The following is a 15,977-nucleotide window of genomic DNA, read 5'->3' on the forward strand; positions in this document are numbered from 1 at the left end:
AGTCTCAGCGCACGCATATCGTCATGGAATCCGGAAGAACGTGTCCCCGAGCGCGAGCATCTCGTGGATCCAGACCCACTGTCCGGCCACGCAGAGGACCAGGATTCCGATCCGCCACCACCGCGAGCTCGGGACCGCAACGCCCGCCGCAACGGGGGTGAGCGGGAGGAGGAGTCGGAAGATGCTCGACTGCGGGAAGAACACCGCCAGGAGGTAGACGAGGTAGCTCGCGCCCCACAGCCGGATCTCCGGCCCGAGCCGGCGGACCTGCGGCGACCGGGCGAGAAGGACACCGGCGCCCACGATCAGTACGACGAGGAGGACCGGTCCGAGCGCCGACGGCAGCCCCCACAGTCCGAACCAGATCGCCGCCGCCTGGAAGAAGGCGATGAACGGCACGAACTGCTCCTCGGACCCCACCCAGCTCCGCCGCCAGGCGAGCTCGGTCTCGAGGTACGCCGACGGGTCGCCCGTCGCGATCCCGGCGATGACCTGCCAGGCGAAGCCGACGATCACGGCGAGGGCGCCGAGGGCGACGATGTGGACGATGTGGCACACCGGGAGCGGATCGTCACGTCGTCGGAACCAGCGGAAGATGCCGTAGAGCCCGAGCAGCAGGGCGAACGCGAGGACGCCCGGTCGCGTGAAGCCCATGAGGACGACGAGCAGGTACAGCCACCCGAACCGCCTCTGCACGAGCGCCCACAGCGCGAGGAAGAGCCAGAGCAGTCCGAGCGATTCCGCGTACCCCATCTGGAAGAGCGCCGCCAGCGGACCGTTCGCGAAGAACACGACGGCCCACAGCGCCGCCGTCTCGCCGATCCGGCCGCGAAGCAGCAGGAAGAGCACGACGGATGCCGCGTACCCCGCGACGAGCGCCAGCACGATCGCACCGGCGGGGTAGCCGCCCAGTACCGTCCCGAGCGCCCGAGCCAGCCAGGGATACAGCGGCAGGAACGCCCACGCGTTCTCGGTGACCTGACCGGCATCCGTCACCGGAAGGGTCGACGGGTAGCCCTGGTCGGCGATGACCCAGTACCACTGGGAGTCCCAGCCCATCGCGAGGGAGGGGATGGAGGCGTCCGCCCCGAACCGCGAGGTCGGGCCCGACAGCTCCGCGGCGATCCAGAAGAACAGCGTAGTGAGGAGGCGGGCCGAGACGTAGACGGCGGCGACGGTGCCGGCGACGGAGGCTGCGGTCCTCAGTCGCCGCTCAGCCATGCCCGCAGGCCCCGCTCGACGTCCTCGATCTGCGAGAGCGGCACCCGCTCCTCGTCGTGGTGGGCGAGGGACGGGTCGCCCGGGCCGTAGTTGACGGCGGGCACACCCATCGCGGAGAACCGGGCGACATCCGTCCAGCCGTACTTGGGCTTGGGCACTGCCCCGACCGCGGCGACGAATTCCTGGGCGAGCGGCGCATCGAGCCCCGGGCGGGCGCCCTCGGAGAGGTCGACGATCTCGACCTCGAAGCCGGCGAACACGTCCCGCACGTGCGCCGCGGCGGCCGCGGCATCCTTGTTCGGGGCGAAGCGGTAGTTGACATCGATCTCGCAGGCGTCGGGGATGACGTTGCCCGCGATGCCCCCGCGGACGGCGACCGCGTTGAGCCCCTCGCGGTAGAGCAGCCCGTCGACCTCGATCTCGCGGGACCGGTACTCCGCCAGCCGAGCGAGGACGGGCGCGGCCTTGTGGATCGCGTTCTCGCCGATCCAGGCGCGGGCGCTGTGCGCGCGCACGCCCGTCGTGCGGATGACCGCGCGGAGCGTGCCGTTGCACCCGCCCTCGACCTGACCGTTCGAGGGCTCCCCCAGGATCGCGAAGTCCGCCTCGAAGAGATCGGGACGGGATGCCGCGAGTCGGGTCAGCCCGTTGAGGTCGGCAGCGACCTCCTCGTGGTCGTACCACATCCAGGTGATGTCGACCCGGGGGTCGGTGAGCTCGGCGGCGAGCTTCAGCTGCACCGCGACGCCCGCCTTCATGTCGACCGTGCCGCGGCCCCACAGGTACCGCTCGCCGTCGATGTCGACGTTCCGCGTCGGTACGTTGTCGTTGATGGGGACCGTGTCGATGTGCCCGGCGATCGCGACGCGCTGCGCGCGTCCGAGGGACGTGCGGGCCACGATCGTGTCGCCGTCGCGGTGGACGTCGAGGTGCGGCAACGCGGACACCGCCTCGAAGATCGCGTCGGCGAGGACGGTCTCGTCGTCGGAGACGCTGGGGATGTCGCAGATGGTGCGCGTCAGGTCGACGGCGCTGGAGCGGAGGTCGAGCCGGGGCATGACGTCGAGTCTAACGACGGCCCGATAGCCTGGAACCATGAGTGACGCGCGGTGGGTATGGGGTATCGGTCTGGCCACGACGAGTGAGAACGGCACGGTGCTCGACGCCTGGTTCCCGGCTCCCGCCACAGGCCGCGCCCCTGCCGACGTCGACACGAGCGAGCTCGCCGCCTTCGCCGGACCCGACCCGCGCCGCGCCGTCACGGTCGATGTGATCGTCGTCGAGGTAGACCTCGACGCCCCACCGGCGAGCACCCCCGATGCGTACCTGCGCCTTCAGGCCCTCTCGCACCTCCTCGTGGCCCCGAACGAACTGGATCTCACCGGCATCTTCGGTCACCTGCCGAACGTCGCGTGGACGAGCGCCGGCCCCGTACACCCCGACGACCTCACCCGCCTCCGCGCCGGACTGCAGCGGGCAGGCATCCAGGTGAACGGCCTGGACAAGTTCCCCCGCCTGACCGACTACGTCGTGCCCGCCGGCGTCCGGATCGCGGACGCCTCGCGCGTGCGCCTGGGCGCTCACCTCGCGCCCGGTACGACGGTGATGCACGAAGGTTTCGTCAACTTCAACGCCGGTACGCTCGGCGCGTCGATGGTGGAGGGCCGCATCTCGCAGGGCGTCGTCGTCGGCGACGGCAGCGACGTCGGCGGAGGCGCCTCGATCATGGGCACCCTCTCGGGTGGCGGTGAACACCGGGTCTCCATCGGCCGGCGCACACTCCTCGGCGCGAACGCGGGCATCGGCATCTCGCTCGGTGACGACTGCATCGTCGAAGCGGGCCTGTACGTGACCGCTGGGACCAAGGTCGCCCTGGCAGGCGAGCCGCCGCGCCACGACGGCACGCGCCCGACGGTCAAGGCCGCCGAGCTCTCCGGGCAGAACGGCATCCTCTTCCGGCGCAATTCGCTCACCGGGACGGTCGAGGCGGTTCGGCGCGAGGGCGTCGGCGCGACGCTGAACGCCGACCTCCACGCCTGAGGTTCAGCCCTTCAGGACCGCCGCGCGCGCCTCTCGGTGTTCGTCCTCGCTGATGACGCCGCGGGCGCGGAGGTCGTCGAGCTCCGCGAGGCGCTTCTCGATCGACGGCGCGACCTGCGCTGCCGGTGTCGAGGGAGCGAGCAGGTCGCTGCGGAGGACCTTGGCGGCGATCGCCGCATCCACCGTGAACGGATCGATGCCGGCATCCCGGAGGATCCGACGCTTCCGCGCCGCGACCACGACGGAGAACACCGCTCCGGCGATCACCAGGACGACGGCCAGTCCGAAGAACGCAGAGAACGCGTCTCCGGCACCGCCCATGTCGGGCCCCGGCATCCCCGGGCCGAAGAAACCGCTGTCCCCGTCATCCGGGATCGGCATCACCGGTGCCGACAGAACGTGCGCGACAACTCCCCCGTGGACCATCATGGGCACACTTTAGCGGGCGATGACCGCGTCAGTGGGAGGTCGGGTAATCCCGTTCGGTGGCACCCGTGTAGAGCTGCTGCGGACGGCCGATCTTCGTCTGCGGATCGTTCTGCATCTCGCGCCAGTGAGCGAGCCAGCCGGGCAGGCGACCGATTGCGAACAACGGCGTGAACATGCGCGTGGGGAAGCCCATCGCCTTGTAGATGACGCCCGTGTAGAAGTCGACATTCGGGTACAGGCGACGCTCTTTGAAGTAGTCGTCGCTGAGCGCGATCTCCTCGAGCTCGTTGGCGAGCGCCAGAAGCGGGTCGACGACGCCGAGCTCGCGCAGGACTTCGTCAGCCGACTCCTTGACGAGCTTCGCGCGCGGGTCGTAGTTCTTGTAGACGCGGTGCCCGAAGCCCATGAGCTTCACGCCGTCTTCCTTGTTCTTGACCCGCTCGACGAAGCGCTGCACGCTCTCGCCGGAGTCGCGGATGCGGCCCAGCATGTCGAGGACGGCTTCGTTCGCGCCGCCGTGAAGCGGCCCGTACAGGGCGTTGATGCCGGCGGAGATAGAGGAGAACTGGTTCGCCCCGGTCGAACCGACGAGGCGGACCGTCGAGGTCGACGCGTTCTGCTCGTGGTCGGCGTGGAGGATCAGCAGGCGCTCGAGCGCCCGCGACATGACGGGGTTGATCTCGTACGGCTCGGCGTTGTTGCCGAAGTTCAGCTTGAGGAAGTTGTCGACGAAGCTCAGCGAGTTGTCGGGGTACAGGAAGGCGTGCCCGATGCTCTTCTTGTGCGCGTACGCGGCGATGACCGGCAGCTTCGCGAGCATGCGGATCGTGTTGAGCTCGACGTGCTCGGGGTTGTGCGGGTCGCTCTGCCCCTCGTAGTAGGTCGAGAGGGCCGCCGTGGCCGCAGACAGCACCGACATGGGGTGCGCGGTGTGCGGCAGCGCCGAGAAGAAGTGCTTGAGGTCTTCGTGCAGCAGCGTGTGGCGACGGATCTTCTCGTCCCACCCGGCGAGTTCGTCCTCCGTCGGCAGTTCGCCGTACAGAAGGAGCCAGGCCACCTCGAGATACGTGCTGTGCTGCGCGAGCTGCTCGATCGGGTACCCGCGGTAGCGCAGGATGCCCTGGTCGCCGTCGATGTACGTGATCGACGACTTCGTCGACGCGGTGTTCACGAACCCGTAGTCGAGGGACGTGTGCCCGGTCTGCTTCGTGAAGGTGGAGAAGTCGACGCTCGGCACCCCTTCACTTCCCGAGATGAGCGGGAGTTCTGCCTTCGTGTCACCGATGGTCACGGTGGCGATCTGAGGGGTGTCCGCGTTGGTCACGAAGCCTCCTTGCGGTCGTCGGAGCGGTCTTTACAGCCTACTGGGCAGTGAGCACATGTGCTGTCGCGCTCAATGGATAGCGGAATTCGTAGGAGGAAGCCTACGAAGGGTCAGGCCTCGACGGATGCCGCGAGCCTCCGCGCGGCTTCGGCGATGCGCTCGTCGGTCGCCGTGAGCGAGAACCGCACATGCTGGGGGAAATGGGATCCGTAGAAGTGTCCGGGCCCGGCGAGGATGCCGAGGTCGGCGAGGCGCGCGAGGGACTCCCACGCGTCCTCCCCCGCCGTCGCCCAGAGGTAGAGGCCGCCCTCGCTGCGGTCGATCCGGAAACCGGCGGCTTCGACGGCCGGCTTCAGGATGTCGCGGCGGGCACGGTAGAGCTCGCGCTGGTGCTCCACGTGCGCATCGTCCTCGAGCGCGGCGATCATGGCGGCCTGCACGGGCCCGGGCACCATCAGCCCGAGGTGCTTGCGGGCGGTCACGAGGCGCTCGATCAGGTCCGCTTCGCCGGCGACGAACGCCGCGCGGTAGCCCGCGAGGTTCGACTGCTTGCTGAGCGAGTAGACCGACAGGAGGCCGGTGAGGTCGCCGCTCGCGACCCGGGGATCGAGGATGCTGGGCACCGGGGCATCCGCCCACGGCCCTTCCCAGCCCAGCTCGGCGTAGCACTCGTCCGAGGCCAGGACGGCACCCAGCTCGCGAGCGCGCTCCACGGCGTGTCGGAGCTCGGCGACGTCGAGGACCCGACCGTCGGGGTTGCCGGGCGTGTTCAGCCACACGAGCCGCGTGGTCGTGGGCCACTCGTCGGGATCATCCGACGCGAAGGCCTGCGCATCCACGAGACGTGCTCCCACCTCGTAGGACGGGTAGGCCGCGCGCGGGTGAACGACCGTGTCGCCGGTGCCGAGGCCGAGAAGGAGCGGCAGGAGGGCGACGAGCTCCTTCGAGCCCACGGTCGGGATGACCTGGGAGGGCGTGAGGCCCTGCACCCCGCGCCGGCGGCCGTACCAGGCCGCGATCGCCTCGCGCAGCGCCGGAGTGCCGACGGTCTGCGGGTAGGCGTGAGCGTCCGTGGCACGTCGGAGCGCCTCGGCGACGACACCGGGCGTCGGATCGACGGGGGAACCGATCGAGAGGTCGACCAGCCCGCCGGGATGCTGCCGTGCTCGCGCAGCGTAGGGGGCGACGGCGTCCCAGGGGTAGTCCGCGAGGTCGTGGACGCTCATGTCGGCTCAGCGAGTCTCAGTGGGCCTGCGGAGGAAGACCCGCGATGACGGGGTGATCCTTGGCGATGACGCCGACCTTCGCGGCGCCGCCCGGCGAACCGAGATCCTCGAAGAACTCCACGTTCGCCGTGTAGTAGTCCTGCCACTCGGCGGGGAGGTCGTCTTCGTAGTAGATGGCCTCGACGGGGCACACCGGCTCGCAGGCGCCGCAGTCGACGCACTCATCGGGGTGGATGTAGAGAGAGCGTTCGCCTTCGTAGATGCAGTCGACGGGACATTCGTCGATGCAGGCTCGGTCCTTGACATCCACGCACGGGAGAGCGATCACATACGTCACAGGACGAGTCTAGTTCGTGGATCGGACGCGGGATGCCGTCGGCCACGCGACGACGAGTGCGACGGCCAGCGGGACGACGAACGTCCAGATGAGCCCGGGCGTGACGACGGTCCCCTCCGGGGGCGCCGGCACCACGACGGACCCGCCGGGACCTTCGTTGGCGAACAGGAGCGTGGCCACGAGGGCGCCGAGCCCGCAGGCGAGCGCGGAGGCGCGCTCCCCAGTCAGCGTCCGCACCGCGATCAGCAGGGCGACGAAGCCGACCGAAGCGACGATCAGACCGACGGGGACGACACCCCAGGTCGCCGCCTGGCCGATCGTGCCGGCGACGCCGTAGACGACGCCGATGACGGCGGCCAGCACCCAGGTGGCGATGCGGGCGAAGAGGGCATTCACCTGCACAGTCTAGGCGGGCACTCCTTGACCGATCAGGTCGCCCAGCCCCACAGACGCAGGAGTGCCGCGACCGCGGCGGCTGCCGCGACCACGACGAGGAACGGCGCTCTGACGACGAGGAGACCCGCCGCGACGAGGAGACCGGGAACGCGTGCGTCGAGCACGATCGCCTGGCCCACGCCGAGCGTCTGCACGACGACCAGCGCCGAGAGGAGCGCGACGGTGAGGAGGTCGATCGTCCGAGAGGGGCGAGGCGCCTCGAACCATGCCGGTGGCACGAGGTAGCCGGCCGTCTTGAGCGCCACGCACACGATGGCCGCGAGCAGGATCGTGTGCCACAGCGTCATGCGGGGTCCCCTGTCGACGTCGTCGGCCGGGAGCCCAGCCAGTTCGTCCAGCCCACGACGATCGCCACCAGCGCCGCGACGAGGACGGGGAGACCCGGCATGAGCGCCGGCGTGAGGACGGCCGCGACGACCGCGGCGGCGGCACCCACCGCGATCGCCTGACGGTTCCGCAGCCGCGGCCACAGCAGCGCGAGGAACGCGGCGGCGGCAGCGGCATCCAATCCGTAGGCCTTCACATCGCCGAGAACGTCGCCGAGCAGCGCGCCCGCCAGCGTCGTCAGGTTCCAGCCGACGTAGATGCCGACGCCTGTCACCCAGAAGCCGATGCGGCGAGCCGCGGCATCCGTCTGCGCGAGGGCGACGGCCGTCGATTCGTCGATCGTGAAATGGGATGCCGCGGCCCGCCGCCAGAACCCGTCGCCGACGACGGACGACATCCGCAGACCGTAGGCCACGTTGCGGATGCCGAGGAGCCCCGCCGAGGCGATGGCGGCACCCGGCAGGCCTCCGCCCCCGATGACACCGACGAACGCGAACTGCGATCCGCCGGTGAACATCAGGAGGCTGAGGACGCAGGTCTGCCAGACGTCCAGACCCGAGGTCACCGAGAGCGCGCCGAACGAGATGCCGTAGGCACTCGTCGCGAGCACGACACCGAGGGAGTCGCGCCAGGCCCGACGAATCGGCGGCTGCTCCCCCGTCACCGTCAGGAGCCGGCGTCCTGGCGCTTCAGCCGCGATGCCGCGCGGCCGCGCTCGGTCGCGTCGAGCACGACCTTGCGGATGCGCACCTTCTCGGGCGTGACCTCGACGCATTCGTCGTCGCGGGCGAACTCGAGGCTCTCTTCCAGCGTCAGCACACGCGGCGGCGTCATGGACTCGAAGGAGTCGGAGGTCGACGAACGCATGTTCGTGAGCTTCTTCTCCTTCGTGATGTTGACGTCCATGTCGTCGGCGCGCGAGTTCTCGCCGATGACCATGCCCTCGTAGACCTCTTCGGTCGGCTGCACGAAGAAGCTCATGCGCTCCTGCAGGGCGATCATCGCGAACGGCGTCACGACACCCGAGCGGTCGGCGACGATCGAGCCGTTCTGACGCGTCGAGATCGCGCCGGCCCACTCGTCGTAGCCGTGCGAGATCGCGTTCGCGATGCCCGTGCCGCGCGTGATCGTGAGGAACTCGCTGCGGAAGCCGATGAGACCGCGCGACGGGACGATGAACTCCATGCGCACCCAGCCGGTGCCGTGGTTCGTCATCGTCTCCATGCGGCCCTTGCGGCTCGCCATCAGCTGCGTGATCGCACCGAGGTGCTCCTCGGGGGCGTCGATCGTGAGGTGCTCGAAGGGCTCGGTGAGCTTGCCCTTCTCGTCGCGGCGCGTGACGACCTGCGGCTTGCCGACCGTGAGCTCGAAGCCCTCGCGGCGCATGTTCTCGACGAGGATCGCCAGCGCGAGCTCGCCGCGGCCCTGGACCTCCCACGCGTCGGGCTGGCCGATGTCGACGACCTTGAGCGACACGTTGCCGATGAGCTCGCGGTCGAGGCGGTCCTTGACCATGCGCGCGGTGAGCTTGTGGCCCTTGACCTTGCCCATGAGGGGCGAGGTGTTGGTGCCGATCGTCATCGAGATGGCCGGGTCGTCGACCGTGATGGCCGGGAGCGGACGGATGTCCTCGGGGTCGGCGATCGTCTCGCCGATCGTGATGTTCTCGAAGCCCGCGATGGCGACGATGTCGCCGGGGCCGGCGGACTCCGCCGGGTAGCGCTCGAGGGCGCGGGTCTTCAGGAGCTCCGTGATGCGGGCGTTGCTGGTCGAGCCGTCGGCGCGGACCCACGCGACCGTCTGGCCCTTCTTCAGCGTGCCGTTGAAGACGCGCAGGAGTGCGAGACGGCCGAGGAACGGCGACGAGTCGAGGTTCGTGACCCAGGCCTGGAGGGGCGCCTCGTCGTCGTACGACGGAGCCGGGACGTGCTCGAGGATCGCGCCGAAGAGCGGCTCGAGGTCGTCGTTGTCGGGGAGCGAGCCGTTCTCGGGGCGGTTCCGCGAGGCGGCACCGGCGCGACCGGACGCGTAGACGACGGGGACGTCGAGGAGTGCGTCGACATCGAGGTCGGGCACGTCGTCCTGGAGGTCCGAGGCGAGACCCAGGAGCAGGTCGTGGGCCTCCTCCTCGACCTCGGCGATGCGCGCATCGGGGCGGTCGGTCTTGTTGACCAGGAGGATGACGGGGAGCTTGGCCTCGAGCGCCTTGCGGAGGACGAAGCGGGTCTGCGGGAGCGGGCCCTCGGAGGCATCCACCAGCAGGACGACACCGTCGACCATCGACAGACCGCGCTCGACCTCGCCACCGAAGTCGGCGTGGCCGGGGGTGTCGATCACGTTGATCGTGACGGGCTCGGACGAGTGGGCGCCGGAGTACGTGATCGTCGTGTTCTTCGCGAGGATCGTGATGCCCTTTTCGCGCTCGAGGTCGTTCGAGTCCATGGCACGTTCTTCCATGTGCTCGTGCGAGCCGAACGAACCGGTCTGGCGGAGCATGGCATCGACGAGCGTCGTCTTGCCGTGGTCGACGTGCGCGACGATCGCGACGTTACGGAGGTCAGGACGAAGGGCGTGCGCCATGAAGGGGGTTCCTTGCAGAGAGGGTGATGCCGGGATGCCGGCAGTCCACTTTACCGCAGGTGTCGACACGCCGACGGGGCGAGGACCTTTCGGTCCCCGCCCCGCCGCTGCTGTGCGTCTTGCTGCTTACTCGGCAGCCCAGCCGACGATCGTCCAGTCGATGGTCTCGAACTGGGTGGCACCCCAGTTGACGAGGCCGTCCTTGACCGCGTAGACGTTCGGGAGCGGCGCGATCGGGAACATCGGCATGTAGTTCCAGATCACATCGTTGATCTCCTTGGCGATCTCGATGCGCTTGGCGGGGTCGAGCTCGGAGTTCGACTTGTCGTACAGGTCGCCCAGCTTCTCGTCCGTCGTGCCCGTGAAGTTCGACTCGGAGTCGATCGGGTAGTACAGCGCCTCCGACGACGAGATCGGGAACGGCGTGCCGACCCACGAGAACGACACCATCTCGAAGTTGCCGGGGATGACGTAGTCACTGAAGTACGTCGCGGCGGGGACCGTGTCGAGCGTCACCGGAATGCCGAACGCGTTCAGGTCGGCCTGGACCTGCTCGGAGCGCTGGATGTTCGTCGCCGTGTCGGCGGGGACGGTGACGCTCAGCTTGAGAGGCGTGCCGTCCTTCGTCCAGCTCTTGCCTTCGGTGCCCTCGTAGCCGGCCTCCTTGAGGTACTCCGCCGCCTTCTTGGTGTCCGTCTTGGGAGCCTTGTCCTCGTACCCGTTCTGCCCAGGCATGAAGATGTAGTCGCCCTGGGTGATGGCCGGCGCGTCCACGGGCGTGTTCGCCGACGCGGCGATCTGCTCGCGGTTCACGATCGCCTCGACGGCCTTGCGGACGTTGACGTCCGCGAGCGGGCCCTTCTTCGCGTTCATCGTGACGTGCGTCCAGGTCGTGCCACCGGAGGTCTCGATCTTGGCGTCGGAGCGCGTCTTGGCCGTCTGGTACAGGTCGGCGTTCGCCGAGATGTACAGCGCATCGAGCTCCGAGTTCGCGAACGACGCGCCCTGCTGGTCCTGGCTGACCGCGCGGAACAAGACCGTCTCGAGCTTGGGGGCCTCGCCCCACCACTGCGGGTTGCGCTCGAGGGTGACGACCTGACCGGTCGTGTCGATCTTCGAGATCTTGAACGGACCCGAGGACGGGACGGCCTTCGTGCGGTAGCCGTCGTTGTAGGCGGCCGGGTCGCTCGAGATGGACTCGGGCAGCAGTCCGCCCGTGAACATGGCCTGCCAGTCGGCGTAGACCTTCGAGAAGGTGATCTTGACGTCGAACTCGTCCGTACCCTGCTCGACCGACGAGACGTCTTCCCAGCCCGCCGTGGATGCCGGGGTGTAGGCCTTGTTCGTGCCGTTCTGAGCCTTCCAGTAGGCGACGTAGTCCTTGACCGTGATGGGCGAGCCGTCTTCCCACTTCGCCTCGGGGTTCAGCTTGATCTCGACGACCTGCGGGTCGTTGCTCGTGACCTCGGCCGAGGCGGCGTAGTTCTCGTCGACGACGGGCGTGCCGTCTTCCTTGATCTTGAAGGGACCACCGGTGGTCGGCGCCATGATGCTGTTGGTGTCCGACTCGTTGCCGTCGACCTGGCTCGTGTTGAACTGCACGGGCAGCGATCCGACCGCGAGGGTCAGCGTGCCGCCGTCCTTGACCTTGGCCGCGTCAGCGCGAGTCCACGCCGTGGCGGGGAGCTCCGGGGCTGCTGACTCGCTCTGGGTGGGCGCACCGGTGTTTCCGGCAGCACAACCAGAGATCACGAGTGCGGCGACGCCGAGCAGCGCCAAAGACCCGAACGGCTTTGCACCTCGAATCTTCATGTGATTGTTCCTCTCGTTTACCTTTTGGTGACCACCGGCGGAATGGTGCGCCCGCCGGAGGGGGTTCAGGATGCGGTCGACAGCGCGACCTCGTCGACCAGCGTCGAGTCCTCGACGTGGTGGCAGGCGACGCGCGCACGACCGTGGGCGATCAGTTCCGGCTCGGCGGAACGGCACAGCTCCTGGCGCGTCTCGTCGAGGAGCTTGTACAGGGGGCAGCGGGTGCGGAACCGGCATCCGCTGATCTCCTGCGTCGGGCTCGGCAGGTCTCCCTGCAGGAGCACCCGGGCACGACCGCGCTCGATGCGCGGGTCGGGGATGGGAGCCGCCGAGATGAGCGCCTTCGTGTAGGGGTGCTGCGGGTTGTCGAAGACCGTCGACACCGGCCCCTGTTCCACGACGGAGCCGAGGTACATCACGGCCACATCGTCGGCGATCTGCCGGACGACGGCCAGATCATGAGCGACGAAGAGGTACGACAGCCCCAGCTGCGCCTTGAGGTCCTCGAGCAGGTTGATGACACCCGCTTGGATCGACACGTCGAGCGCCGAGACCGGCTCGTCGAGCACGATGACCGAAGGGTTCGTCGCGAGGGCCCTTGCGATGCCGATGCGCTGGCGCTGTCCGCCCGAGAACTCGTGCGGATAGCGGTCGGCCATGGAGGGATCCAGGCCGACGAGATCGAGCAGCTCGAGAGCGCGCTCGTCGCGGTCCGACTTCTTGGCACCGATCGCCCAGAGGGGCTCGGTGATGACCTCGCTGATGGGCAGGCGCGGGTCGATCGCGCCCATGGGGTCCTGGAAGACGATCTGCACATCGCGACGGAGCGCGTGGCGTTCGCGCGGGCTGAGCGTGCCGACATCCTTGCCGTTGATCTTGATGGATCCGGACTGCGGTGCGGTCATCTCCATGATCTCTAGGATCGTCGTCGTCTTGCCGCAGCCCGACTCCCCGACCAGGCCCATCGTCCGACCCGGCTTCAAGGAGAACGAGACGCCGTCGACGGCGCGGACAGTGCCCACCCGGCGAGGGAAGACCGCGCCCTTCATCAGCGGGAAGTGCCGACGCAGGTCGGTGACCTCGACGACCGGCTCGGCACCGGAATCGACGAGCTCGCCGTCGATGATCGGGTCCGCCACCGTGAAGACCTCACCTCGCGAGATCTCGCCCCGGGCGATCTCCCCACCGCGGATGCAGGCGGCGACGTGATCGGGACCGGATGCCGGATCGTGGGCGATCAGGTCGGGCTCGACCTCGCGGCACGCGTCCACGGCGATCGGGCAGCGGGCCGCGAAGGGGCATCCCTTCGGCAAGGCCGCGAGGGACGGCGGGCGCCCCTCGAGAGGAACGAGCCGCTGCGTACCGGCGGTGAGCATGTTCGGCACGGACCGCAGCAGCCCGATGGAGTAAGGCATCTGCGGCTCGTGGAAGACCTGATCGGTGGTGCCGAGCTCGACGAGCTTGCCGGCGTACATGACGCCCACCCGGTCGGCGTGACCCGCGACGACACCGAGGTCGTGAGTGATGAGGACGACGGCGGCGCCGGTGATCTCCTTGGCCTTCTCGAGGACCTCGAGGATCTGCGCCTGGATGGTGACGTCGAGTGCCGTCGTGGGCTCGTCGGCGATGATCACCTTCGGGTCGTTCGCGATCGCCATCGCGATCATCGCGCGCTGGCGCATCCCACCGGAGAACTCGTGCGGGAACGCTTTGGCGCGCCGATCGGGATCGGGGATGCCGACGGTCTTGAGCAGCTCGACGGCCCGCGCGGCCGCAGCCTGGGACGACAGCTTCGAGTCGTGGAGGCGGAGCGCCTCGGCGATCTGGTCGCCGACGGTGTAGACGGGAGTCAGTGCCGACAGCGGATCCTGGAAGACCATGGACAGCTGCTTGCCGCGGATGCGGGACAGCTTCTTGTCATCCATGCCCAGAAGCGACTTGCCTTCGAATTCGATCGCGCCGGTCACCTGCGCGTTGCTGGGCAGGAGACCCATGACGGCGAGCGAGGACACGGACTTGCCCGAGCCGGACTCGCCGACGATGCCGAGGAACTCTCCCGGGTGGACGTCGTACGAGATGCCGCGGACGGCCTGCACGTCGCCCGAACCGCGCTGCGGGAAGGTGACGCTGAGGTCGCGGACCGACAGGAGAGGCGTGCGACGGGACTGCGTCGGAGTGGGGAGGGATTCAGGCACGGTTGGCCCCCGAGGTCGGGTCGATCGCATCGCGCAGGGCGTCGCCGATGAGACTGATGGCGAAAAGAAGGACGACGAGGACGCCGGCCGGGAAGACGAACAGCCACGGGCGGGTCAGCGCAGCCGACGTGCCGTCCGCGAGCAGGGTGCCGAGCGAGACATCCGGCTTCTGCACGCCGAAGCCGAAGTAGCTGAGCGACGTCTCCGACATGATCATCGAGACGATTCCGAGGGTCACGTCGATGATCAGGAGCGACGCGATGTTCGGGAGGATGTGGCGGCTCAGGATCTTCCGGGTGGGGAGCCCCATATAGCGCGCGGCGCGCACGAAGTCGCGGTTGCGCAGGGAGCGCGTCTGATTGCGCACGACCTGCGCCATGATCATCCAGCTGAAGATCGCCAGGAAGAACGTCAGCGCGATCCACGACAGGCTTTTGAACAGCGGGCTGAGCAGGATGAGGATGAAGAACGATGGAACGACGAGCAGCAGGTGGGTGAACCAGCTGATGACCTTGTCGGTCACGCCTCCGACGTAGCCGGCGACGGAGCCGATGACGGCAGCGAGCAACGTCCCGAGGATGCCGGCGACGAGACCGATGATGAGGGACTTCTGCAGGCCCGCCATCGTCTGGGCGAAGATGTCCTGTCCGATGCTGTTGGTGCCGAACCAGTGGCGGAGCGTCGGCCCCATCCCCATGTTGTACACGTCGCGATCGGTGATGGACCACGGCGTGAGGAACGGCCCGACGATCGACAGGACGACGATCAGGCCGAAGGCGATGGCACCGACCCAGAACCGCGGCATTCCGCGCAGCCGCTGCCAGACGAGCCCGTTGCGGGAGAGCGGTCGCCGCTGACGGGTGATTGTCTTCTCCTCGTCGAGGCCCGCTTCGACGGCTTCTTGTTGAGCGATGACCATGTCAGCTCCTCACACGGGGATCGAGGGCGGCGTAGATGATCTCCGAGAACGTCGAGGAGAGCAGCACGAGGATGGCGACGAACAGGGTGCTTCCCGCGGCCGCGTTGACGTCGTTCGTGTTCACGGCCTGAAGCAGGAACTGCCCCATGCCGCGCCAGCTGAAGACGATCTCGAGCATGGCGGACCCGGCGACGAGTGTGCCGAAGTTGTACGCGAAGAAGGTCGACATCGGGATCAGCGCGATGCGCACGCCGTGTCGGAAGAGGGCCGGCCCGCGCTCCAGGCCCTTGGACCGGGCCGTTCGGATGTAGTCGGCGCCAAGGACGTCCAGCATGACGCTGCGCTGGTAACGCGAATAGCTCGCGGCGCTGGTGAGGATGAGCGCCAGCGTCGGCAGAAGGAGGTGGACCGCTCGGTCGAGGGTCAGGTCCCACCAGCTTCCGTTGATGCCGGCGCTGTACTCGCCTGTGAAGGTGATGAGCTGCACGCCGACTGCGTTGTTCAGAGCAGTCGCTCCGATCATCAGCAGGACGCCGATGACGAAGGTCGGCGTCGCGAAGATCAGGAAGGACGAGTAGGTGACGATCTGATCGCTCGCCCGGTACTGCCGGACGGCGCCCCAGACGCCGAGGAGGACGCCGACGATCGCGCCGATGATCGATCCGATGAGCAGGAGCCGAAGGCTCGCACCCGAGCGCGCGATGATCTCCTCGACGACCGGCTGCTTGCCGATCGTGATGCCGAGAGATCCCTGCGTGAACAGGCCGACGAGCCAGTGCCAGAGTCGGACGACCACGGGCATGTCCGGGCTCTGCCCGAGTTGCGCGAGCGAGGCATCGATGGACGCCTGCGGGGGGCGAGGGTTACGTCCGTAGAAGGCGTCGCCGGGCCTGAAGATCGCGCTGGCCAGGACGTAGGCCATACACGTGGCGATCAGGCTCAGGATCGCGTAGTTGACGAACCGGCGGAGGACGTACAGCGTCACCGGGAGATCCCGGTGATTCGGGTCGCTGGCACAGACATGGTGGTGCTCTTTCTCGGGCTTACGCGCTCTTGCGTTGCGTTCGAAGTGCCGGAACCGGGTCCGGCCTCAACGACCCTAACTCGCTCA

15 protein-coding genes are annotated in these 15,977 nt (G+C 68.4%); 1 reads left to right on the top strand and 14 read right to left on the bottom strand.

The features are described 5' to 3' along the window. Positions 1-21: 21 nt before the first annotated feature. A complete protein-coding gene (locus BLR68_RS01595) occupies positions 22-1,221 on the bottom strand; it encodes a hypothetical protein (protein WP_018188271.1) in 1,200 nt (399 codons plus the stop codon). Next, positions 1,203-2,279, bottom strand: coding sequence for a succinyl-diaminopimelate desuccinylase (gene dapE, locus BLR68_RS01600; RefSeq protein ID WP_018188272.1), 1,077 nt, complete (start codon positions 2,277-2,279; stop codon positions 1,203-1,205). Before dapE ends, BLR68_RS01595 begins: the two co-directional genes overlap by 19 nt. A gap of 37 nt (positions 2,280-2,316) precedes the next feature. Between dapE and dapD the strand changes: the two genes are divergently transcribed. Next, positions 2,317-3,261, top strand: coding sequence for a 2,3,4,5-tetrahydropyridine-2,6-dicarboxylate N-succinyltransferase (gene dapD / locus BLR68_RS01605; protein ID WP_018188273.1), 945 nt, complete (start codon positions 2,317-2,319; stop codon positions 3,259-3,261). A gap of 3 nt (positions 3,262-3,264) precedes the next feature. On the opposite strand, the gene BLR68_RS01610 is transcribed toward dapD, so the two are convergent. The 12 genes from BLR68_RS01610 to BLR68_RS01665 form a co-directional block, all read right to left on the bottom strand. Next, complete coding sequence (locus BLR68_RS01610; RefSeq protein WP_231370876.1) at positions 3,265-3,690, bottom strand: SHOCT domain-containing protein; 426 nt, start codon at positions 3,688-3,690, stop codon at positions 3,265-3,267. Between the two features lie 28 nt (positions 3,691-3,718). Beyond that, positions 3,719-5,014: a citrate synthase gene (locus BLR68_RS01615; protein ID WP_018188275.1), complete on the bottom strand. Its 1,296-nt coding sequence runs from the start codon at positions 5,012-5,014 to the stop codon at positions 3,719-3,721. 110 nt (positions 5,015-5,124) lie between these two features. Continuing rightward, positions 5,125-6,240: a succinyldiaminopimelate transaminase gene (gene dapC, locus BLR68_RS01620; protein WP_018188276.1), complete on the bottom strand. Its 1,116-nt coding sequence runs from the start codon at positions 6,238-6,240 to the stop codon at positions 5,125-5,127. Between the two features lie 16 nt (positions 6,241-6,256). Further along, positions 6,257-6,577, bottom strand: a complete 321-nt coding sequence (fdxA, locus tag BLR68_RS01625; RefSeq protein ID WP_018188277.1) for a ferredoxin — start codon at positions 6,575-6,577, stop codon at positions 6,257-6,259. 9 nt (positions 6,578-6,586) lie between these two features. Continuing rightward, complete coding sequence (locus BLR68_RS01630) at positions 6,587-6,973, bottom strand: DUF6113 family protein (RefSeq protein ID WP_020665418.1); 387 nt, start codon at positions 6,971-6,973, stop codon at positions 6,587-6,589. 32 nt (positions 6,974-7,005) lie between these two features. Then, on the bottom strand, positions 7,006-7,320 hold the full coding sequence (locus tag BLR68_RS17890) for an AzlD domain-containing protein (RefSeq protein WP_026302984.1): 315 nt from the start codon (positions 7,318-7,320) through the stop codon (positions 7,006-7,008). After that, a complete protein-coding gene (locus BLR68_RS01640; RefSeq protein ID WP_018188280.1) occupies positions 7,317-8,024 on the bottom strand; it encodes an AzlC family ABC transporter permease in 708 nt (235 codons plus the stop codon). Before BLR68_RS01640 ends, BLR68_RS17890 begins: the two co-directional genes overlap by 4 nt. Positions 8,025-8,026: 2 nt before the next feature. Next, positions 8,027-9,940, bottom strand: coding sequence for a translational GTPase TypA (typA, locus tag BLR68_RS01645; RefSeq protein WP_018188281.1), 1,914 nt, complete (start codon positions 9,938-9,940; stop codon positions 8,027-8,029). 126 nt (positions 9,941-10,066) lie between these two features. Then, entirely contained in the window at positions 10,067-11,752 is a 1,686-nt protein-coding gene (locus BLR68_RS01650) for an ABC transporter family substrate-binding protein (RefSeq protein ID WP_196800912.1), read from the bottom strand. Between the two features lie 65 nt (positions 11,753-11,817). Next, entirely contained in the window at positions 11,818-13,947 is a 2,130-nt protein-coding gene (locus BLR68_RS01655) for an ABC transporter ATP-binding protein (RefSeq protein ID WP_018188283.1), read from the bottom strand. Next, positions 13,940-14,866 (bottom strand): ABC transporter permease, encoded by a 927-nt coding sequence (locus BLR68_RS01660; protein WP_018188284.1) that lies wholly within the window; start codon positions 14,864-14,866, stop codon positions 13,940-13,942. Before BLR68_RS01660 ends, BLR68_RS01655 begins: the two co-directional genes overlap by 8 nt. 1 nt (position 14,867) lies before the next feature. Beyond that, positions 14,868-15,851, bottom strand: coding sequence for an ABC transporter permease (locus tag BLR68_RS01665; protein ID WP_018188285.1), 984 nt, complete (start codon positions 15,849-15,851; stop codon positions 14,868-14,870). Between the last annotated feature and the right edge of the window lie 126 nt (positions 15,852-15,977).

This window comes from Microbacterium sp. 77mftsu3.1 (assembly GCF_900100525.1).
GTDB classification, from domain to species: domain Bacteria; phylum Actinomycetota; class Actinomycetes; order Actinomycetales; family Microbacteriaceae; genus Microbacterium; species Microbacterium aquilitoris.